This is a genomic window from Sporosarcina ureilytica (genome assembly GCF_001753205.1).
In the GTDB taxonomy this organism is placed as follows: Bacteria; Bacillota; Bacilli; order Bacillales_A; family Planococcaceae; genus Sporosarcina; species Sporosarcina ureilytica.
Window position 1 is genome coordinate 3,087,636 of the sequence record NZ_CP017560.1, and the last position, 21,138, is coordinate 3,108,773.

22 protein-coding genes are annotated in these 21,138 nt (G+C 37.1%); 9 read left to right on the top strand and 13 right to left on the bottom strand.

The features are described 5' to 3' along the window. Positions 1 to 311: 311 nt before the first annotated feature. The 3 genes from BI350_RS17470 to BI350_RS15065 all read right to left on the bottom strand — a co-directional run bounded on the left by BI350_RS17470 (position 312) and on the right by BI350_RS15065 (position 2,326). A complete protein-coding gene (locus tag BI350_RS17470) occupies positions 312 to 434 on the bottom strand; it encodes a hypothetical protein (protein WP_425423259.1) in 123 nt (40 codons plus the stop codon). A 644-nt stretch (positions 435 to 1,078) separates the two neighbouring features. After that, a complete protein-coding gene (locus BI350_RS15060; RefSeq protein ID WP_075528894.1) occupies positions 1,079 to 1,531 on the bottom strand; it encodes a hypothetical protein in 453 nt (150 codons plus the stop codon). A 3-nt stretch (positions 1,532 to 1,534) separates the two neighbouring features. Continuing rightward, positions 1,535 to 2,326 carry a DUF3100 domain-containing protein gene (locus tag BI350_RS15065; protein WP_075528895.1) on the bottom strand — a complete coding sequence of 264 codons (792 nt, stop codon included), beginning with the start codon at positions 2,324 to 2,326 and terminating at the stop codon, positions 1,535 to 1,537. Between the two features lie 981 nt (positions 2,327 to 3,307). On the opposite strand from BI350_RS15065, the gene BI350_RS15070 reads away from it, so the two are divergent. The 5 genes from BI350_RS15070 (at position 3,308) to BI350_RS16775 (ending at position 7,851) form a co-directional block, all read left to right on the top strand. Beyond that, entirely contained in the window at positions 3,308 to 4,486 is a 1,179-nt protein-coding gene (locus BI350_RS15070; protein WP_082295112.1) for a beta-ketoacyl synthase N-terminal-like domain-containing protein, read from the top strand. 12 nt (positions 4,487 to 4,498) lie between these two features. Beyond that, on the top strand, positions 4,499 to 6,880 hold the full coding sequence (locus tag BI350_RS15075) for an EAL domain-containing protein (RefSeq protein ID WP_075528896.1): 2,382 nt from the start codon (positions 4,499 to 4,501) through the stop codon (positions 6,878 to 6,880). Between the two features lie 262 nt (positions 6,881 to 7,142). Beyond that, positions 7,143 to 7,364, top strand: coding sequence for a DUF1659 domain-containing protein (locus BI350_RS15080; protein WP_075528897.1), 222 nt, complete (start codon positions 7,143 to 7,145; stop codon positions 7,362 to 7,364). A gap of 62 nt (positions 7,365 to 7,426) precedes the next feature. Beyond that, entirely contained in the window at positions 7,427 to 7,645 is a 219-nt protein-coding gene (locus BI350_RS15085; RefSeq protein WP_075528898.1) for a DUF2922 domain-containing protein, read from the top strand. A gap of 77 nt (positions 7,646 to 7,722) precedes the next feature. Next, positions 7,723 to 7,851 (top strand): YvrJ family protein, encoded by a 129-nt coding sequence (locus BI350_RS16775; RefSeq protein WP_082295113.1) that lies wholly within the window; start codon positions 7,723 to 7,725, stop codon positions 7,849 to 7,851. A 93-nt stretch (positions 7,852 to 7,944) separates the two neighbouring features. Here BI350_RS16775 and BI350_RS15090 read toward each other — a convergent pair whose 3' ends face one another. Then, positions 7,945 to 8,358, bottom strand: coding sequence for a pyridoxamine 5'-phosphate oxidase family protein (locus tag BI350_RS15090; RefSeq protein WP_075528899.1), 414 nt, complete (start codon positions 8,356 to 8,358; stop codon positions 7,945 to 7,947). Continuing rightward, a complete protein-coding gene (locus BI350_RS17110) occupies positions 8,282 to 8,458 on the bottom strand; it encodes a hypothetical protein (RefSeq protein WP_168157275.1) in 177 nt (58 codons plus the stop codon). The genes BI350_RS15090 and BI350_RS17110 overlap by 77 nt, the downstream gene beginning before the upstream one ends. 107 nt (positions 8,459 to 8,565) lie before the next feature. On the opposite strand from BI350_RS17110, the gene BI350_RS15095 reads away from it, so the two are divergent. After that, entirely contained in the window at positions 8,566 to 9,702 is a 1,137-nt protein-coding gene (locus tag BI350_RS15095) for an NAD(P)-dependent alcohol dehydrogenase (protein WP_075528900.1), read from the top strand. 367 nt (positions 9,703 to 10,069) lie between these two features. Here BI350_RS15095 and BI350_RS15100 read toward each other — a convergent pair whose 3' ends face one another. Both BI350_RS15100 and BI350_RS15105 read right to left on the bottom strand, forming a co-directional pair. Continuing rightward, a complete protein-coding gene (locus BI350_RS15100; RefSeq protein ID WP_075528901.1) occupies positions 10,070 to 10,267 on the bottom strand; it encodes a hypothetical protein in 198 nt (65 codons plus the stop codon). Between the two features lie 20 nt (positions 10,268 to 10,287). Continuing rightward, positions 10,288 to 10,875: a hypothetical protein gene (locus tag BI350_RS15105; protein ID WP_075528902.1), complete on the bottom strand. Its 588-nt coding sequence runs from the start codon at positions 10,873 to 10,875 to the stop codon at positions 10,288 to 10,290. Between the two features lie 797 nt (positions 10,876 to 11,672). Between BI350_RS15105 and BI350_RS15110 the strand changes: the two genes are divergently transcribed. Beyond that, positions 11,673 to 12,122: a hypothetical protein gene (locus BI350_RS15110; RefSeq protein WP_075528903.1), complete on the top strand. Its 450-nt coding sequence runs from the start codon at positions 11,673 to 11,675 to the stop codon at positions 12,120 to 12,122. 74 nt (positions 12,123 to 12,196) lie between these two features. On the opposite strand, the gene BI350_RS15115 is transcribed toward BI350_RS15110, so the two are convergent. Together BI350_RS15115 and BI350_RS15120 are read right to left on the bottom strand one after the other, a co-directional pair. Further along, on the bottom strand, positions 12,197 to 13,126 hold the full coding sequence (locus BI350_RS15115; RefSeq protein WP_155767468.1) for an IS3 family transposase: 930 nt from the start codon (positions 13,124 to 13,126) through the stop codon (positions 12,197 to 12,199). Next, positions 13,024 to 13,587 (bottom strand): helix-turn-helix domain-containing protein, encoded by a 564-nt coding sequence (locus BI350_RS15120; RefSeq protein WP_075526993.1) that lies wholly within the window; start codon positions 13,585 to 13,587, stop codon positions 13,024 to 13,026. The genes BI350_RS15115 and BI350_RS15120 overlap by 103 nt, the downstream gene beginning before the upstream one ends. A 668-nt stretch (positions 13,588 to 14,255) precedes the next feature. Between BI350_RS15120 and BI350_RS15130 the strand changes: the two genes are divergently transcribed. Beyond that, positions 14,256 to 14,660: a YbjN domain-containing protein gene (locus BI350_RS15130; RefSeq protein WP_075528905.1), complete on the top strand. Its 405-nt coding sequence runs from the start codon at positions 14,256 to 14,258 to the stop codon at positions 14,658 to 14,660. Between the two features lie 380 nt (positions 14,661 to 15,040). Here the strand turns inward: BI350_RS15130 and BI350_RS15135 are convergent, their stop codons facing one another. The 4 genes from BI350_RS15135 to BI350_RS15150 all read right to left on the bottom strand — a co-directional run bounded on the left by BI350_RS15135 (position 15,041) and on the right by BI350_RS15150 (position 20,552). Next, positions 15,041 to 16,135, bottom strand: a complete 1,095-nt coding sequence (locus BI350_RS15135; RefSeq protein WP_075528906.1) for an S-layer homology domain-containing protein — start codon at positions 16,133 to 16,135, stop codon at positions 15,041 to 15,043. Positions 16,136 to 16,339: 204 nt separating this feature from the next. Further along, positions 16,340 to 17,584: a cysteine desulfurase-like protein gene (locus BI350_RS15140; RefSeq protein WP_075528907.1), complete on the bottom strand. Its 1,245-nt coding sequence runs from the start codon at positions 17,582 to 17,584 to the stop codon at positions 16,340 to 16,342. 239 nt (positions 17,585 to 17,823) lie between these two features. Then, on the bottom strand, positions 17,824 to 18,930 hold the full coding sequence (locus BI350_RS15145; RefSeq protein WP_075528908.1) for an aminotransferase class V-fold PLP-dependent enzyme: 1,107 nt from the start codon (positions 18,928 to 18,930) through the stop codon (positions 17,824 to 17,826). Positions 18,931 to 19,064: 134 nt separating this feature from the next. After that, a complete protein-coding gene (locus tag BI350_RS15150; RefSeq protein WP_075528909.1) occupies positions 19,065 to 20,552 on the bottom strand; it encodes a Na+/H+ antiporter NhaC family protein in 1,488 nt (495 codons plus the stop codon). A gap of 210 nt (positions 20,553 to 20,762) precedes the next feature. Between BI350_RS15150 and BI350_RS16995 the strand changes: the two genes are divergently transcribed. Next, positions 20,763 to 20,921, top strand: a complete 159-nt coding sequence (locus BI350_RS16995; protein ID WP_155767547.1) for a hypothetical protein — start codon at positions 20,763 to 20,765, stop codon at positions 20,919 to 20,921. Positions 20,922 to 21,138 lie beyond the last annotated feature (217 nt).

A 21,138-nucleotide genomic window follows, 5' to 3' on the forward strand; every position in this document is an offset into this window, starting at 1 on the left:
TTCCAAATTGCATTATGATTACTCCTGTACTCCACGCAGTACCTTGCATACTCCCTTGCTGTTCTTTCCCTTCCAACTGGTAACAAAAAGGGTAGGCGTTTTAAATCAAGGAAGGGATGCAGACTTTTGGGTTATGAAAATAATACAGTTTGAAGATATAGGATAGTATTCCATAGCGCGCACCATCGGGATTTTTGTTTCAATCGGATTCCTTTGAATATAGGCACCAACGTTTAATAATCCTGTTGGATCGATGACTTCTTTCGAGAGGTATCTATTCCCGTAGATTTGTCCCGTGTAGCTATATTTTTTCATATAGTAATCACTGTAACGCCTATTGATCGGAGCCATACCCGACTAATGACTACCACACCAGATTCTATAGGTTGACGTAGCATATCCAATGCTTTTTCTAGGAAACTCCCCATGTTCATCAAGAAATAGGAGTCCTCACAATAAGTAATTTTGAATCAGAAAAGAGTGTAATAAGGGCTGAAAATTAGTTTTTGATTTTTCTCTTGTTATTACATAAGATTTCTTTACTCGTATTGTTTCCCAAAACACGGTTGTCTGAATTGTTTTAGAACCTAAAACCCAAAATTTCATTACAACATTACAATGCTACTGAATGCAAGCAAGTATAGAACAGCAAACAATAACGGTCAAAAATAGTACCAGTTTCCCCGGACTTTCCGGAAACTGGTACCCTGTTCTTATTTTTCTCCTGTTATTACATAAGTCTTCTTTCCCCTTGCACGAAAAAACAAAAAGAAGTGTATACTGAGTATGATTATGATAAACTAAACATATAATAAAAAAGACTGAGTGCTGTAACACCCAGTCAATACAACTGACATCCGCATGAAGAGCGGTTGGCCAGTATAAAGAGTGTTTAATAAAAAAGTAACCATCTCATCTACTTAAGGCCGTAGCGGAGGGAGGTTACTTTTTTCTATTGATGACAATCGCGATGATTGCCGCCAATGCCGTTAAGCCTGTGGCTATATTTGTTCATGCAATTTCAGGTTATTGTCTGAATAGCGTCTTGCATAGGTCCGAAATTTTCAGGTACCTGATTCTAAATAATCCCCTGCATTCTTAAAATAATCTCCGCAATAACAGCAGACCCCAGATAAGTCCCTAGCAACACAAGCGATCCGACAATCAGGCTTCTCCAACCCAACTTTGCGAAATCTGCCCACGAGCGTCCAATGGCAATGCCCGCATAAGCTAAAATAGGTGTCGTAATGGCCAATAAATTGACTTCTGACGTCCATTTTACAACAGTTTCCGAACCCGGTACCCCCGGGATAGAAAGAGTTATGGCAATGAGCGAGATGTATGCAATCGCCGGAATATTAAAAGGTAGGAGCTTGTCAAGCGCTAGTCCTGCGATGCTAATCACGATGAGCAAAATCATGCCTGGCATAGCTTGTGTAGGCATTACACTATAGCCAATCCAGTTTCCAACGAGCGTGATGAGCCCGATAATTGCTAATACTATCGTCCATTCTTGAATATTTCGTAACATGGGTCAGCCCTCCGCCTTCGTCTTTTTATTTCGTAACTTCATAAAGAATGCATACATTTTCTCCGTTAAAGGAAGTGCAATAAAAATACTTACATATAAACCGGTCGCCGCTGAAATTAGGTTACTTGCACCAGCTAAAGCAAGTATGTCCTTTTCAAGGTGTGGAAATGCGGATACCAATGACCCACTCGCCGCAGCCATCATACTGCCACTTCCTACGCCTGAAGCCATCGCAAAGGATAACGGGTGAATCGGTAACATCGTTGCAAGGATTCCTGAAATCAATCCTAAAAACACGGCTCCAAAAATCGTACCAAAAATATAGATTGACATAACGCCTCGACCTTCAGGAGAGTTCAATCCAAACTTGTCCATAATTAAAGCAACGTTTGGCTCTCTTCCAACGGAGTGGGTCATCCCAATACTTTCTCGCTTCATCCCTAGTAAAATGGCTACTGGCAATGCGATTAACAATGTAGCTAAATGACCAAGTTCTTGTAAAATCAATGCCGGTCCAACTTCTAAAATGGTGTTAATGGAAGGTCCAATTGTGACACCAAATTTAGCAATTAATAAGCTGACCGCGAGGAAGACAAGGTTCTCAGCATTTTTCGATTGTTTTTCTTTTACAAGAGGTGTGAAATATAATCCTAGACCGATAACGATCGCGTATAACATCGGTAACAATAAAACGACGCCGCCACCAATGGCGATTTTATGCGTGCCTATTAATTCAGCGACAATGACAATTCCTAAAATAATGGCATGCAAGCGCCAATCTTTCCACAAATTCATTTGTATTCATCTCCCAATAAACAGATTAGTCTTTCTGGATGTAGTTCGTTTGATATGTTCCTAGAACTTATGCTGCGGGTCGTCATGCTTTTTACTCAATTTCAAAGTTAGAATAATGATCCGGTTACATGCTGGCAATCGTAATTAAGATTTTCTTCATCCATTTGCGGTTCCTATTCTTGGCTAAACGAACAGTTGAAAATAGCTTATCCAGTTATTCAATAAACCTTACTGATGACAGAATATTGCAACTTTAATAATTAAAGAAAAGCGCCAGCAATCGTTATCTCTTATCTAACACTTATAAAAGAAAGACAGTTAGACAATTGGTGAAGGTTTACAACTAATTAGTATGAGAGTAGCGCTTCAACCTTGGTCAACTGTTTTTTATAATATGAATATATTATCCGAAAAATAGTAATTTGTCTATCTTTTTTTTGCATATTAATCAATTTCATAATTAATCTTACTAAGGCATATCACGAACAATGTTCATATCCGTTCTGGGCGAACGCATTCCATAGGTTCGAAGATAATGTCGATAGATCCGCTCCTCCCCACTAAAATCACCGATAATATACACGAACGTTATTCAGTAAAATTATTATAACATCCGCATACCAGAAAAACATCTGTACATTAATAAATCATAATAATTCAACTTAGCGTATAAAAACACAAAGAGAAATTCATCCAAATGTTAAATTGGACGAATTTCTATATTTTTTCATGCAATTGTCGTGTATTATCTGAATAGCTTTCAAATTGTATGAGTGACTGGCACCAAAACCTAAATTGCATGAGTGACTGGCACCAATACCAAATACCAATGCAAATGCAAATGCCGTGTATTGTCTGAATAGTGTTCAAATTGTATGAGTGACTGGCACCAATATGGTAATGAATAGTATTTTCCTATAGAATAATAAAGTCTATTGACCATAAAAATAAACTATATTTGAAATTTGTAGGTGAAGGTTTTTGAGCGATATTGTAATTACAGGTTACGGGATAAAAGCCCCTGGTGTGCATGACAAATCAAGTTTTTTACATGTGTTAAAAAATGGAATATGTACACAGGGCATTATAAAGAGTGACACGCCGCCTCACAAGAATGTGGTTGCGGGCGTCATCGAAGACGACTTTCTAGAAATCGATGGGAGAAATTACAAACGGTATCCACGGTTTGTTAGATTGGCGATTGCCGCTGCAATCGATGCTGCTAAGATGGCGAATTTGGAGGATGTCAAACCACACCGTATTGCTGTCATTCTAGGAACAGCTGCGGGTGCCATTCTTGAAATTGAACAATATGCTCCCCAGTTTCACGATTTGAAAACAACTCCCATTCAAGGTGTTTCCTACGCCGACTCGCACACGGTGTCAGGTTCTGTCGCTGAAGTGATTGGTGCTTGTGGACCCGCCTTCACATTATCGACTGGATGTACCGCTAGTTTAGATGCGGTATCGATGGGGAAACTTCTCCTCGAGAATGGTAGTGTCGACGTTTGCATTGTGGGAGGAACAGATGCCCCTTTAGGCCAATGGACACTCAATGGCTTTAAGAAAGTAAGCATGCTCTCAACTGAAACGGCTATTGATCATGCGGGCGTCCCCTTTTCGAAAAAACATCGAGGGTTTGTTTTATCTGAAGGCGCTGGATTAATTGTGTTAGAGCGCAAACAATTCGCCGAAGCACGCGGTCAAAAGATATACGGGAAGGTTGAGCGTGTCATCTCTAGAAATGAAGGCCAAAAATTATTACGTTCGGATCATACGGGGAAGCATATGCTAGCTGTCTTTCAAGAAACAGTTGGAAATACAACGCCGACCTATGTAAACAGTCAGGCCCTTGGTATCGACAGCAACGATCAAATCGAACGATACATCCTTTTGAAAACATTCGAATCGAAGGTACCGATTACTTCTATAAAAGGAATGATTGGACATACCTTTGGTGCAATGGGGGCAATGCAAATCATCGCATCCCTCCTATCAATGGAATACGGGTTTATCCCACCTACGACAAAGACAAAAGGGGATGGATTTCAAGACATACCGATTGTTTTTGAAACGAGGCCTCAAGCTGTTCATTCCGTAGTCATCACAAATCACGGGAGCAGTGGGAATAACGCTTGTCTATTATTGACACAAACTTAGGAGTTGGCCACAATGTTTTATATTTTTTTAATTTTGTTAGCTTGTATTCCCATCGTTGTGGGAATTACGCTATTGGTTTTATTTGAGAAAAACAGACTCTCAAAAATTATATTTCTGCTACTAATCATGGTTGCGTTCTGGCAATTGGATATTGCTTTTTTGTATGCGCATCGTCTACTAGAAAAAGAGACCATTCTATTTTTATTTAATCTCTTTCGCTTTGGATCCATCATGATTACACCAACAATTTTTTATATAGGCTATACAATTGTTCAAGATATTTTGCCAAAAGATTTAGCTAAAAAGTGGCGGTTGTTCATCAATCGACCGACCGTACTTTTATTCTACGGAATCGCCTTCTTTGTTTACATCATTGGATGGAGCGAAAAGGCAATTAAACGAATTGAACTCATGAACATTGGTTCTAGTATCTTTTACTTTCCGGTTTACGGAGATTTGTCATGGATTTTTATTTTCAATATTATGCTCTCTATTGTTAGCATGACGATTTGTTTGTTCATTAGTCTACATGTACCAAATAAGAGTATACAATCATTTTTGGTTTATTTTACCATTTTTTCTGCCATTGGATTTGCAATTGGCTCTTTAAATATGTTTCCATCGGCAAGATTGTACCCAAGTTCGATTGCATTACTCGTTTATGCATTAACCATTTTAATTCTCACGAGTCGAATGCATCTTGATATCGTAAATAATATGAATAGGAAACTTTCAGAACAAAAGAAGTTTCTATTCCAAGTCATTGATTTAAACCCAAACTACATTTATGCCAAAGATGAGTTTGGCCGTTATACACTTGTCAATCAATCCTATGCCCAGTTAATGGGAAAAGACATTCAAGAGATGATTGGAAATACGTATGATGAGATACAAAAGAACATCGATACAGAGCCTCAGTCCAAGCAAGAGAGTGAAGAATTTCAGCAGAAAAATCAACTATTATTTAAAGAGGAATCCATTAAAGCCGCCTCTGGTGAAGAGAAATGGGTTCAAACTTTCAAAATCCCTATTCATACACATGACAGCTCAACGCTACTTGCTGTATCTACTGACATTACTGAACGAAAGCAATTTGAAGATGAAATTCAGTTCCAAGCCAATCATGATGCATTAACGGGATTGCCGAATCGAAGAATGTTCAATGAGGATTTAACGAACCTTCTAGAAAAAGTCAAATCCGAAGAAAGTCAAAATGCAATTGTGTTTCTTGATTTAGATCGATTTAAATACATCAATGATACACTCGGACATGATGCTGGTGACCTTTTATTAATAGAGGTGTCGAGTCGGATTAAAAACTTACTCAAAAGAAAGTATCCTAGTGCTGAAATTTATCGGATTGGCGGGGATGAGTTTACCATTTTACTTCCAAATGCTACTGCAACAGATAGTGAAGTCTTTGCCAGAGATGTCTTAAGCGAATTTAATGAGAGCTTTGTACTCGAGGACAGCAATTACTTTATTTCACCAAGTATTGGCATTAGCCTCTTTCCGAATGACGGAGATGACGTGAATACATTAATAAAACATGCAGATATCGCAATGTACTATGTTAAAGCAAGAGGAAAGAATGACTTCCAACTGTTCACGCCACAAATGCAGCAAGAATTCCACAGAAAAGTGATGATTGAAAAACAATTACAAACAGCACTTGTGAATGAAGAATTTGAACTGTATTATCAGCCTATCATGGATTTAAAAACAAATGAAATGATAGGAATGGAATCTCTTATACGTTGGAATAATAAAACACTTGGTCAAGTACCACCAGATGAGTTTATTTCAATTGCCGAAGAAACTGGTTTGATCATTCCAATCGGCCACTGGGTATTAAATACAGCTATCGAACAAAATGCACATTGGCAAAAAACTACCAATCAACCGATATATGTAAGCATTAATGTTTCCGTGAGACAGTTACTTGATCCAACTTTTCTAGAGAAGCTGAAAAATACGATAGAAACCACTTCGCTGCATCCATCCCAAATTGTGTTAGAAATTACGGAGAGTATTGCGATGTATGCAGAGACGACAATTGAAAAAATAGCTGAATTAAAAAAACTTGGGATTACGCTCTCCATGGATGACTTTGGAACAGGTTACTCATCACTTAGCTATTTGACCAAATACCCACTCGATTCATTGAAAATCGATAAATCATTTGCGATTAACATGCATCGAAACGATGAAAACAAAGCCATTATTCAAACGATTATTGCGATCGCTAAAGAATTCAATTTAAAAGTCATTGCTGAAGGCGTAGAAGAACAAGAAACGTGTCATTTCTTAGCTGAGATTGGCTGTGATTACGCACAAGGCTATCATTTCAGCCCGCCACTGCCTGCAAGTGAATTTCAAGAAAAATGGCTTTGAGGATAATGGTGCACTTCTAGTAATGGATAGTAATTGAATAAATATAGTATGGAACGTTGTCGAACCTTCATTCGGCAGCGTTCCTTTTTATATTTCATACAACGATCTGAATTGTTTCTAAATTGAGTGAGTGACTGGTACCGATATAATCTGAATAGTGTCCGAATTGAGTGGGTGACTGGCACCAATAAAAAAACTTTTCAATAAATGTATCCTTTTTCTCTCTTCCCCTCTATATAAAGGGTGAAAGGGAGGTGATAACATGGCAGCAACAATCGAATTTAAAGATGCAGTTGGCAAGGTTTATTTTAACGGCGGGATGACAGAAGATGGAAAACTAATCCGTAAATCAAAGACATACCGCAACATTGCAAGACATGCCAGTGCGGAGAATTTGTACAACGCACTTGAGCAACTAGCACAACTTTCGGAGTACCCGTTCATCGGTGCAGAGAAAGTGGAAACATCTTTTGTCATGGAATAAGCGAAACGCAAGGGCGGCGTCTGAACTTCTGGCGCTCAAAAACAAACAAAGGGGGATAAAAAATGGCAAAAACACTCCAATTGAACTTTAATACAGCAAACGGCAAGAACGTTACACTAACGGTGGACGAGCCGCGTGCAGATTTAACGGCACCAGCTGTGGAAGCAGCGATGCAAGCAATCATCGCTTCGGGCGTGTTCGAAGTGGATGATTATCCACTTGAAACAGCAAAAAGCGCCCGAATCGTCGAGCGCGATGTCACGGATATCATCAAGGCATAACACGTTAGCCTAACCGGTTCACCAGTTTTCGGACTGGGGAACCGGTTTTTTATGGATTGAAGGAAGGAGGAAACGAGATGGAGCAATGGTTACAATTGATACAGGATATCGGTTTTCCGATTTTCGTATCGTTTTACCTATTACACCGGATCGAAACCAAACTTGGCGCGATTCATGATGCGTTAATTGGGTTGAAAAGTGAGTGAGTCATACCCTTCTTAAATTGAATTTTACATTGGGGCTATCGCGTACTCGATTACGCAAAAAAAGTACCAGCACCTCACGCTGGTACTTCCTGCTTATAGTGTAATTTCTTTTGGCTCTTCCCCTTTTTTATTCATCAAACGCATGGAATCGGGGGAAATTTTCAAAATGACCAGGTCCGGATCATCTGGCCCACTAAACCAATCTTTCATATGCTTATTCCATACCTTCTCTTTCATACTGTCGTCGTCAGAAATAGAAACGGTACCTTCTATTTCCAAGTATTCATCGCCCATCCCTTCACCTTCGTACCCAATTAGAATATGCGTATGTGGATTAACCTCAAGTTCATCCACCTTTTCGGTTTTTTTCGACGTTGCCGTGTACAGCGTAAACTCATCATTAAAAAATGTCATATAACGAGTGTGCGGCTTATTCCCGTAAACAGTCGCCATCGTTCCAACGTAGCTCTCTTTCAGGATTTTCAGCGCTTCTTTTTTCGAATCCATCCATCTCTACTCCTTTTTTAATTCTTGTTGAAGTTTGCCACGATGGATAAAGAACTATACATCCTTTACTTTGAACAATCGATTTCATTAGATTCGTCATAAACCTCCCCCCTCTTCAATATAGTTGGTGTTAGGACAATCTCACCAAAGACAAGCCTCTCAAAAAAATCGAGCAAAATTCCAAACAATCCAAGGGGGAAATTAATTATGAAAATAACAGCTGCAGTCGTAAATGGCGTCAATGAGGCGTATGAACTTGAACAATTAACGCTAGGAGAGCTTTACCCTGATGAAGTGGTCGTGAGAATTGTAGCTTCCGGGGTTTGTCATTCAGATGAAGCACTGCGAGTGGGCGATGCACCATTTCCAATGCCTGTCGTTTTAGGTCATGAAGGGGCTGGGATTATAGAAAAAATCGGAAGCGCCGTGAAGAACTTTAATGTCGGCGACCAAGTTGTCATGGCCTACAATTATTGTGGGACATGTGCAAGTTGTCGTACCGGACATCCTTCTTCTTGTAATGAATGGGCTGCTCTCAATATGAGCGGTGGGCGTCCAGATGGCAGTCACATTTTTTATAAAGAAGACGGAACCCCTGTCTCCAATTTTTTTGCACAAAGTTCCTTTGCCACACATACGATTGCGCACGTGAATAATTTAATTAAAGTCGACCCAGAAGAAGATTTGCGTTTAATGGGTCCGCTAGGCTGTGGATTATTAACTGGTTTTGGCACCGTAGTAAACGGCTTACAAGCAAAAACCGGTTCGTCCATTGCTATTTTTGGCATAGGCGCAGTTGGACTTGGCGCCCTCATGACAGCCAAAATTATAGGCTGTTCAACCATTATCGCGATTGATATTCACGACACTCGCCTAGAAACTGCCAGAGAACTGGGCGCAACCCATACAATCAATAGCAGAACAGAGAACCTGGCAAAACGTATCGCCGAAATAAGCGAGGGCCAAGGTGTTGACTACTCAATCGATACAACAGGAATTTCATCTGTGATGAAAGCATCTATTCAGGTGCTCGGAATCGGAGGCGTCAGTGCACCTGTAGCTGTCACACCAAATTCAGTTGAATTCAACACTTTTATGGATTTAGTCCTTGCAAACCGAAAACTCATCGGCGTCTTAATGGGCGATGCAATTCCCCAACTTGCGATTCCAGAACTCATTAAATTTCATAAAGAAGGGAAATTCCCATTCGAGAAACTAGTGAAGTATTATAAGTTCGATGAAATTAACCAAGCAACTGCCGACGCGAATAGTGGTGAGACGATTAAACCGATATTGATTATTGATGAAGATTATCGGAAAGAAGAGCCTTTAGTGTTTAATTAACAACGAATCCCGCCAAATATAAGCTTGGCGGGATTTTTACTTTCACTATATGTAATTGACAAAACACCAGTTACAAATCATTATATACGGTTAACTCTTCAATCACCGCATTCTTTTCTGGAGAAGAAACTTCCGCCACATATCGATATCCATCAAACATGAATTCGAATGAACTAACATTCTTATCATACATAGTGAAAGGTATCTAACACTAAAACTGAGCGCTTTATAATACGTTGATTAGGTTTAGAAGCGAGCAACAGGTGAATAAATAATAAAAAGGAATCCTGCAGAATAGCGCAAGATTCCTTCTTTATTTTTACGGAATTGAAGTGTCAGAATATTTTTGCACACCCAATTCATTATTTTAAAATCGTTTATTTACTTTTTTAAGGTCATTTAAATTCTCAATTAATATTTTTTTTGCAAAGTCTGGATCGTGTAGTTGTTTGTACTGTTCTACAATACCTAATTTTATACGGTCTAGAGAAACATTATTTTCAATTCTACCGCGGAGCTTAACTAATTCAGCAGGTGATTTACTACGTTTACTAAATAACTTCATCTGAATTACCTCCTCATCCATTATTGTAACATGTTTTCAAAAATCTTTGAAGCAGCAATCGTGTCGGGAATAAATCGCCTATCAGCTATAATTAACATCACGAATTGTTGTTTTCCTTCCTCCGATGAGTTAATTTCAAAGAATAAATTGAGATATATTCTATGTAGTTTGGATTTATTATTGTTAGTGTAAACGTGGGAATAAATGTTATCATCGGTTGGCTTTTCACTACTATAATAATTCTCGGCATTTAAAATAATAACATTATCTGGTTGTGAGTTACTTAAATCGCCCAAATAAATTTTGTAAGGTTTAACTTGCCGGAATAAAGTAAGATAATGAATCGACTTATAGACAGCTTTTTGAGGTATTTTAGTTTTCCAAGCAGCTATTGACTCTGTAAATAGCTGATCAATTTCATCGGAACTTTTTTGGGGATACTTACTCGACTGCTCTTTGTGAAAAATATCTCTTAAGTAATCGAATAATAATTGTTTTAAAGTGCTATTTAATTTAAATTTATTTAAAACCGTTAAATCTTTTTGTTGGTCATACTTATATAACCAATCTAAAAAATCGATAGGGATAATTAATTTATTGGGATTCAATTTACTAACCTTACTCTTTTTATGCTTTTCAACCTAGGATTTTACGTATAGACGTGCAGACTTGACATCACCAGGTCCCTTTATCCCCTCCAAACATACATTAATCACTTTTTCTCATTTTTAATTCAGTTTATAGGAGTCCACACAAAAAGTAAATTTTACTAAAAAACGGGTTATTCCATTTTCAGCGAAATAAAATACCCATATTTAAATTTTGAATCAAAATAGAATGTAATATGGGCTCATAATTAAATTTTGATTTTCTAAAAGGCATATCCCCTGTATGATTGTGGAAAACTGGACCTATATTCAAAAAGACTGAGTGCTGTAACACTCAGTCAATACGGCTGACATCTGCATGAAGAACGGTTGGCCAGAATATAGTGTGTTTAATAAAAAAGTAACCATCTCATCTACTAAGGTCATAGCGGAGGGAGGTTACTTTTCTATTGATGACAATCACGATGGTTGCCGCCAAAGTTTGTTCATGCAATCGCATTGTATTGTCTGAATTACCATTTGCACAAGTATCTGATTTAGTGAAAGGTACCTGCAAGGTACAATTATAACAATTCACGCGTTTGTATAAGGAATTAATAAGATATCGACAAAATGCGCTATATAATCAATCCCCCTTCCAGTTTCATGCAATTGTAGCGTATTGACTGAATAGTGTTCGAATTGAGTGAGTGACTGGTACCTTCCCTACTAAAGCGCTAAAGGACTATTGCACCTTTTATTAAGTCCCCAAACCATTAGACTAGTATGAGAATCAATTAGGAGAAGGAGCATGTCTAATGAAAACAATGAAAAGAAATTGGATTATGATTATTGCGTTTGCCGTAATTATTAGTGGTATCGGAGGTTTGGTTTCACCTAAGGAAGCAGAAGCTTCTTGGCTTTTTACAAACAGAAGTGGTTATTTTTCTAATTACGTAGAGACACAAAACTATCAAGGAACTTATAGCAGTAGTAGTAATGTAAAAAGCGTCTCTATAATGTCAGGTACAATCACAGCGAATAGCACAGCGGGCGGAACATTCGTGCTCTACATACAGAAGAGACCTTACGGGACTAGCCAATGGCAGACAATTAGAACGGTTTTTGCAAATAAAAACGGTACAACTCATTTTGAATCCCCTAAATTCTCACCGCGGGATGGATACAGGTTCAAGTTGGTGAATCTTGGAATAAAAAATAGAGTAAATTACAAAATGCAATGGATTCCATGGGCTTCTGCCTATTAATAGATAGCTAAACGTACCCTATCACATAAAAAGGATCAACCATCGGTAGTGACCCCTAAAAGTTAGAGTTTTTATTATGCAGCTGTTTGGCTGGTTTGAGTTCGGTATTGTATTGGACTTAAACCGGCCAATTTTACTTTTATTCGTTCGTTATTGTAGTAATCAATATACTGTTCTATTTTTTGTTTAAGCTTATGATAAGACAATAATTCTTCACCGTAATAAATTTCTTGCTTTAAAATCCCGAAGAAATTTTCCATTACAGCGTTATCAGCACAGGTTGCTTTTCTAGACATACTTTGGAAGACTTTATTTTTCTTTAATGTCTTAATCCATTTTTGATGTTGATAATGCCAACCTTGATCGGAATGTATTGTTGTTCGATATTCAGCTTCAGTTTTAATGACTCTTACTGCTTCTTTTAATGGTTCCAGTACTAAATCCAATGTAGGTCTCTTGGAGATTCCGAAAGAAATAATTTCTCCGTTATATAAATCTAAAATAGGGTTTAGATACAGTTTTTCGTCGTCTAGACACTTAAATTCAGTGACATCGGTTACTAATTTTTGCAGGCGGATTGACGTGTTAAATCTACGGTTCAAGCGATTTTTGGCTACTTTCCCAACAGTACCTTTGTATGAATTGTATCGTGACTTACGAGTGAATTTCACACATTTTAACCCTAAATCGCCCATGATTCGTTGAACTTTTTTATGATTAATCAAATATCCTTGATTTCTTAATGCTAAATGAATGCGACGATATCCATATTTGCCTTCATGTTTTTGGAAAAGATCAAGAATAACCTCTTTCAATTCTTCGTCTGGGTCTGCTTGCTTCAATTGTTGGATTTGATAGTGATAGGTTGCCTCTGGAATACCGACTACCAATAATACATCTTTTAATTTGAACCCTTCTTCTTTGAGTTCGAATGCCATTGCTGCTTGTGCTTTTCTAGGAAGGCATTCGGATTCTCCTGAAAAGCGTCTAACTTTTTTAAGTATGCAATTTCTAAGCGAAGAAGTTCATTTTCACGTTCTAGTTGTTCTTCACGAGACATTTTCTCCTCTGTTTTCACTGGTTTCGCTTTTTTATCTTTAGACATAGTAGGACACCCTTTCGATTTAGGTTTAAGCCCTTCTACACCTTCTTTTAGAAAAGTTCTTTTCCAGTTCGCAATCAAAGATGGATTATTCATGTTAAATTCAATTGCTGTATCTTGGTATGAAGCGCCTGTTCGTTTTATAAAGTGTAATACATCCAACTTAAATTGAACAGAGTAAACCTTCTTAGAACGTTTTCTACGTAATCCATCTTCACCAAATGCTTTATATGCTTGAACCCAACTTTCAATTGGCGATTTACTTGGAATACCATATTTTCGCGCCAGTAATCTATATCCTAAAGTACCTTCAAGATATTCTCTCACCACTTTAAATTTAAACTCTAAACTATATTTAGCCATATAAAAACACCCCAAAAGTTAGTTTTTTAACTCTAACTTTTGGGGTGCAGCACCATCTCGAAATGGTTGATCCTTTTTATTATGAAAAGTACTAGGTGCTCATTGATTATAAATAATCAAGGGGATATCGACAAAATGCTTTATATATCGATAGTCCTTCTAGTTTCATGCAATCGTAGCTTATTGACTGAATAGTGTTCGAATTGAGTGAGTGACTGGCACCAACCTCAATTCACACCTTTGATGATAGGTGTAACTAATCATTTGAAAGAGGGAGATGGAGTACCAAGGTTCCAGTCAACAATAGATATGTGTGAATTAAAACAAACAGGATTGCTGAATTTTTGACGATTGAATAAGTGAATATGTACGAATTGAAAGACATCTCCCAGGTGGGAATAGAAATTGCGGATTATTTTTTAGAATTGGAAGGAAGACATCCTGACGTTGTGATTGCACCAAATGCTGGCGGTGAAAAACAAAAGCCGCGCATTGTTTCTATTCTCTTACGTATAAACAAGTGGTTGAGGAGGAATAACTGTGATGGGTTATTTTAAAAATATAATATACACGAGTTCTCCTTCGTGATTTACACGAAACCATGCTACAATTACAAAATGTACACTATGTACATATATTCTTTACATAAATTAGGAGGAATATTTTCTATGATAAATTCTGAAATATTTTCAAAGAAATTAATGGAAGATGACATTTTAATGGAACGAACTCAAGATGAGGATGGCGTGTACTTTCGTGTTCGACAAACACTCGATTATGGAAATAACGTAGTCGTTGCAGTTTTTTTCACAAACAGCGAATCCATCGTTGACATCAATATCTTTAACATTGCTCACATCAACAACCCAGCAAAAAAAGCAGAACTTCACAGCCTGCTCAATGAATTCAACGAAAAGTTCAGATATATTAAATTTATTGATTTTGATGGACATGTTGCAGCTCAATACTCATACAATATAGAGGATCATTTTAATCCTCAACGTGTCATAGACTACATCGGCCTGTTTTTAAACGCAGCTGAAAAAGTTTACCCTGAACTAGTTAAGTTATAATAAGTATAGACAACAAACCACAAGAGCTATCGAGTGCATTCTCGATAGCTCTTGTTCTAACCAAACTCACTCCACATCATCCGTCATATCATACGAACACTTGCTTCCAGTATAATCAATACTGCTAATGACATCTTCTAACGGTATTTCATATTCTTCCCCATCCTAAAGGTAACGGTATTTTATTGCAGGCAACTGTCTATTACTAAAAAACTTATCTTTATCAATGCTAAGCATATAAATCTCCTCCCTGGCTATACCCTGAAAACAGTGGTTTTTCGCATTTTTATCTATCTATTCAACATAATAGGCACTCTTTACTAATCCTAAAAAACAACAGATCCCCAAACAAGCAAGATTTGTTTGGGGACCTATTACATTCACTTAGTTCTTTTCACGCGTTTCACTAATCCATAAAGCTCTCTACCCGAACTGTCCACCCGTTGAATCAAACCGATATCTTTTGCGTAGTAACTGAAAGTGGTTTTATTTTCCCACGGCGTATAATTCTCAATTACCAACACGTCACGATACTCTATATTACGAACTTTCTTTACGGCATTCGTTTCTGTAATCCATAAGTTTCCATAATTGACTGGCCCGAAATCATTTACACTATGGATTTGCGTGACAACGAAAGGATACGGAATATATTCATCGAAATGGTACCAGTCATCATATGCTTCTCCATAGGACCAGGCGTTTTGTAGAAAGCCAAGACGCGGAATCGTTTCATGTTTCGTCTCATTGTAGATACGCCAATACGCCATGCCATTCTCTTCTTTACGGTCATATTCATAACGATACGAACTGGAGCCATTTGTGTAGTAATACGTATAATTCGGATCAGGCATAATATTCATCGCTCTAGTTGTAAGTGCACGTGTTAAAAATGCAGCGAAATGTGAACGTGTAATGAGCTGATTCGGTTTGAAAGTACCATCAGGATATCCAGTAGCGATATTGTTAGACGACACTTTCAAAATATCTGTGTAAAACTCAGATTTGATAGCAACATCACTGTACCGCGGATTTTGTTCTCCCTGTTGATGTACCTTTAAATTAAATGCTTTACTCATCAACCTTGCCATAAATGCGCGAGAAATACTGGATTCCGGTTTAAAATTGACCGCATCCGAAAACAACCCAGCATTATACGCAGCCGCTATTTCATTGTAATAAGGATGGGATTTCGGTACGTCTTTATATTTAGGGTCCTGCAAATTCGTCATCGGCAGATCAAGTGCCTTAACGAGCATTGCGGCAATATGCTTCTTTGCAATCGGCTCATTCGGCTTAAATTTTCCATCTGGATAACCGCTTATAATGCCTTGGTCCGCCAAATAATTAACTTCCACATACAACGTCGACTTATTTTTATTCATGTCTGTAAAACTTGCAGCTTGTCCATTCTGCGTCGTTCCCGTAACAGCCAATAGAAAAATCACACACACTACAATCCACTTTTTCAACAATAAATGATCCCCCTGTAAATTAACTTTTGCACACCCTTTATTTATATGAGTATTGCAAGGTTAATATGAGGGAAAAGTGAAAATATTTGAAAGGACTTTGTATTATCAATGCCAAACAGGACATGGAACCTCTAAGAGTTCTGTGTCCTGTCTAAATTATTTTAAGTATCATGTTTCCGTCTTGCACAAGTACCTGTAATCTAGTTATATCTTTTGATAACTCAAATGCTTTGCGACATATAATTGGATAGCCTCAATTAACCGAGTCGTTTCCTCTTCTGTATTATAGGGAGCAAGACCTGCGCGAATCCATCCGCCAGTTTCATTAAGTCCAAGTTTATCGGCAAGAGTTGAAGCATAGAAATCACCGCTTGCAATGAAAATGGAATGATTTTCTGCCAGCCATTTACATACATCAACAGGATCAGCCCCGTTAATTGTAAAGGCAATAGTCGGAGTCTTCGCAACATTATCTGGTGCTTGGTATAGTGTGACTTCAGGAATATCAGCCAAAGCATTGCGAAGTAAATTAGCAAGTTTATCCTCATGTTCCTCAATTGCGGAAAAGGCACTTTGAATTTTTTCACTGCGTGTATCCCCTGTACCTAAACTTGCAATAAAATTAACACACGATTCGATGGCAGCAATAGCTTCATGGTTTTGTGTACCTGTTTCTAATTTATCTGGAATAAAGCCTGGCGCTGGTTTCAATTTATACACCGATAGCTTCTCAAATAAATCTTCTTTAATTACCGAAATACCAATATGAGGGCCAAAAAATTTATAAGCAGAACAAAATAGAATATCCACGTCTAATTCGTCGCGATTTATATAATAGTGTGGCACAGCGTGAACCGCATCAACAACAACGATAGCTCCCACTTGTCTTGCTCGCTTTGTAATTGCTTTTATATCTGTAATCGTCCCAACCGCGTTCGACGCCAAGGTTACAGCAACTATAGCAGTATTTTCATCAATCAAATCAGCCACTTTTGATAAGTCTAAAGACAAAGTTTCTGTATCAACTGGTATAAAGCGAACTTCAGTATTTTGATCTTCTGCTGCCGTCAACCATGAATCTACATTTGATCGGTGATCTATCTCTGTAACGACAATGTTATTTGCACTTGTCCATGTTTTCGATAAACCCCGTGCAACTGATAGCATTAATGATGTTGAATTTTGACCGAATGCAACCTCATTAGGCTGGGCATTCATAAGATCAGCTATTGCCTTTCTAGCCTTTTTTATATGTTGCTCCGTTTCCATACTGGTCGGAAATTCACCATGAAGATTTGCCGTTCCCTTTGATAAGTATGAAACCATAGCCTCGATGACATTCTTTTCAACTTGAGATCCCCCAGGACCGTCAAAATAAGCAACTTGTTTACCATTATATTCACGCGTCAACGAAGGAAACCTTTTTCGGATTTCATTAATTGGATACATTTTATCTGCCCCTTTTAAACTAGTTATTCCAGTAGATATAAGTAAAAAGATGCCTGCAATACTTGGTAGAAATATTAGGACCGCCGCCGTGGAATTAGATACATCAATATTCGTATCAATATTTTTTATTGATTCTTTAACATTAGTTATGCTAAACAAAAAATATTTAAACCAGTTAACCCCTACTAGAAATAATTGCCTGAATAGCGTCTAGACAAGTACCCGAAACTAATTCTCTATTAGACCAGCTTTTTTATTGCATCAATAGCAAACTTAATATCATCTTTTGTATTATAAAAGTGAGGTGCTATGCGAATAACATCTGCCCTAGCAGAAACTAAAATATTATTTTTCTTTAATTCCTCTTCAATAAAATTTGCATTATCTACTTTTATCGCTGTATTGGATCCCTTTAAAGTCGGCTCTAACGGGCTTACTATTTCTAAGTTATTTTTTTCGCAATAATCAAGTGTAAATTGTGATAAATCTTCTAAATACCTTTCTATATTTTTCACGCCAACTTCTAAAATAATATCAAGCGCACTATCTGCTGCAAATCCGTTAATCATAGGGAATGTTCCGGAATCGAATCTTTTTGCCCCTTGAGCATAATCTACTACTTCACCATCAAATGCGAAAGGGTTTTTTTGCCCGAACCAACCAGTTATTTTGGGTGATAATGTTTCAGCCAATTCCTCTTTAACATACAAAAAGGCAATTCCAGGAATACCAAGTAAATACTTTTGCATTCCTGTAGCTAGAAAATCTATATTTAGCTTCTTTACGTCTATATCTACTTGACCCGCAGATTGGTAAGCATCTACAAAAACGTAACTATCCTTTTCCTTTGCGTGATGCACGATTGCTTCCAAATCAGAAATTGCGCCATTATAATACGAAACATGAGGTACTGAAACTAATAATGTTTTTTCGTTTATTATTGATGATAAATTGTCATTATTAAAATCTGCATACTTTATATTGTAATTATTTTGAGATAAAGCAACATGTCCAATACACGGAAAATCATTTTTAGATACCAAAAAGTCTGTTTTATCTTTCTTTGGTTTTAAACTCGTAGCAATTGAAGATATTGCGTGTGAAACGGATGAAACAATTGCGATTTCTGAAGTTTTGGCATTTATGAGTTTAGCAAACTTCATTCTTGCTTTCTCGCATACTTCCATCCACAGTTCCCAATTCATTCCATCATTTTCCCATGTGGCAATATATTTATTTATATTGTTCTTAACATCACGATGAAGGGCACTTTGAGAACAGCTAGATAATTGTATCTTATTTGCTAGTATGGGAAACTCTTCCCTTACTAGTTGTATATCTATCATTTGTATTCATCACCTTTGCTCTTATTCTTCCTTCTAAAACGATATAAAACTAAACAATATCCTACATGAAAAACATTATTGTTTTTTAAAAAACCGAATAGTCGTTACTTTATTATATCCCCCCTATAATATCATTAATTCACATATCCTTCTTCAGACTTTTCAATGGATTCACGATGTTTAATGGGTTTTCCATTTTTACCTTCAAATCGTCTTCCCCATCCAGTAAGAACTGCAAATAAAAATACAATAAAAAACATGGCAGGAAAAAATGTTCCGATTGATATTAATAATGGATTAATAGGCTGTATGAATGGAAAGTTTTCAACCAACACGCTAATATTTGCATAGGTAATGATAATAAACGAACTCGTGAAAGGTATTATAATAGGCAATGAGCATGCAAATCCTGAAAGCAAATTACCTGTACGATAAGGGTGAAGTTGTTTTTCCTTTCCAATTTCATCTGTTAAAGGACCAAACATCAGACAAGCAGGCCCATTTGCACCTCCAAGACTGATACCGGAGATAGTTGCACCTATCGCAATGGTAAGCTCTGCTCCTCTTTCTGTAGCAGCCAACTTACTATTCATTAAAAGATTCACGAGTCTGTTCATTGAACCACTCTCTTCAAGTACCCCTATAATACCAAACAGTGGTATGACAAAAGCAATAGTACCAATAACTCCTTTAACGCTATCGATGAGGAACCCACTTAATGCGCCTTCTTGAATCATAAAAATATTACTTATATCGATTGCACCAAAAAGTACAGCTACGATTATTCCTATGATTGTTCCAACTGATGATGCTAAAAAAATGTTTTGACTTTTAACTGCTACAACTAATAATACTATTATAGGAATAATCATAATTAAACCATGTGGATTAGAATATTGTTCTATTAGTTCATATCCCCCTGCATTTATTTTTTCCCCAGTTCCACCAAATATCAAAAACAGTATACTAGCAAGAATAGCCGCCGGAATAACATAACGTAAGCGTGATTTAACCATCCCCATAATATCTGCATGGCCTTCTTTTTTTGTATACTTTTGAGTAATAGAGCTTGTAATCGTGACATCTGATATAGGACCAAAACTATCACCCATAATAGCTCCACTTAAAATTGCTCCAGCTAATATTATTGGATCAGAGCCTAATAAAATACCCGCCGGATAAAGTAAAGGAAAGGCTGCAAATAACGTCCCTATTGATGTTCCTGTTGCAGTAGCAATAATTCCCGCTACAAGAAAAGTAAATAGAGTGAAAACAGCACCTGTTAAATGAAATTGCATACCAATCCAAACAAATCCTTCCGCAGCACCAGCTTCTGCCATCAACTTCCCAAAAAATGACACTATAAAAAGAATTAGAATTAGTGTATTAGCGATTTTTGAAGACATTCCTTTAATAACTGCATCCCAATATTTAGAATTACTTTTTGCGAAAAGACTACCAATAATTAACGCTATAAATCCACCCATGGCTAAAGCTTCCATTTCATATACTCGGAACACAACAAAGAATAGAATACAAGATATCATAAAAATAATTAAAGGTAGAAATGCCAATGACTTACTTACTTTAAAGTCGAGTGAATACTCTTTTGCCTTTGCCATAATTATTGCCCCCTTTGCTTGTTGAAATAGTCCTTTTTTTAGTAGAAATTACTATGATGGCGTATTCATTATTAAGTTCAAGTAGTTCACCCCACATTCAGTTGATATAGCATGATGTATCGCGGAAGATCCAGAAAACGGGTTCTGAAGCCTGTACTACAATTTATTGAATTCCCACTTAACATTTTTTCCATTGTATGAAGTGTTTATATGATTTTTATCAAAAAGTGGATATTAGACACACATAATTGGGTAAAGCCGACATTTACTGTTCATGCACCCAGGGGGAATGGACTCCATATTGCTATATGTGGTCAATTATTCATTACAGTTACAGTGCTCGTACAAGATAAAAAATACTATGATTAACTTTATTGTATTAGGGAGCCAATTAAAATATGCCAGATGAAATCGCTGGAAGCATTAAATTTATACACTAGTGAAAGGTACCTGTGCCCTAGAATCAATTATGACAATGCAATTTCACGAATAAATACACAAAAAAAATACATCCAATGGTTACTTCGGATGTATTTCTATATTTGTTCATGCAATTGTAGTGTATTGTCTGAATAGTGTCTTGCAC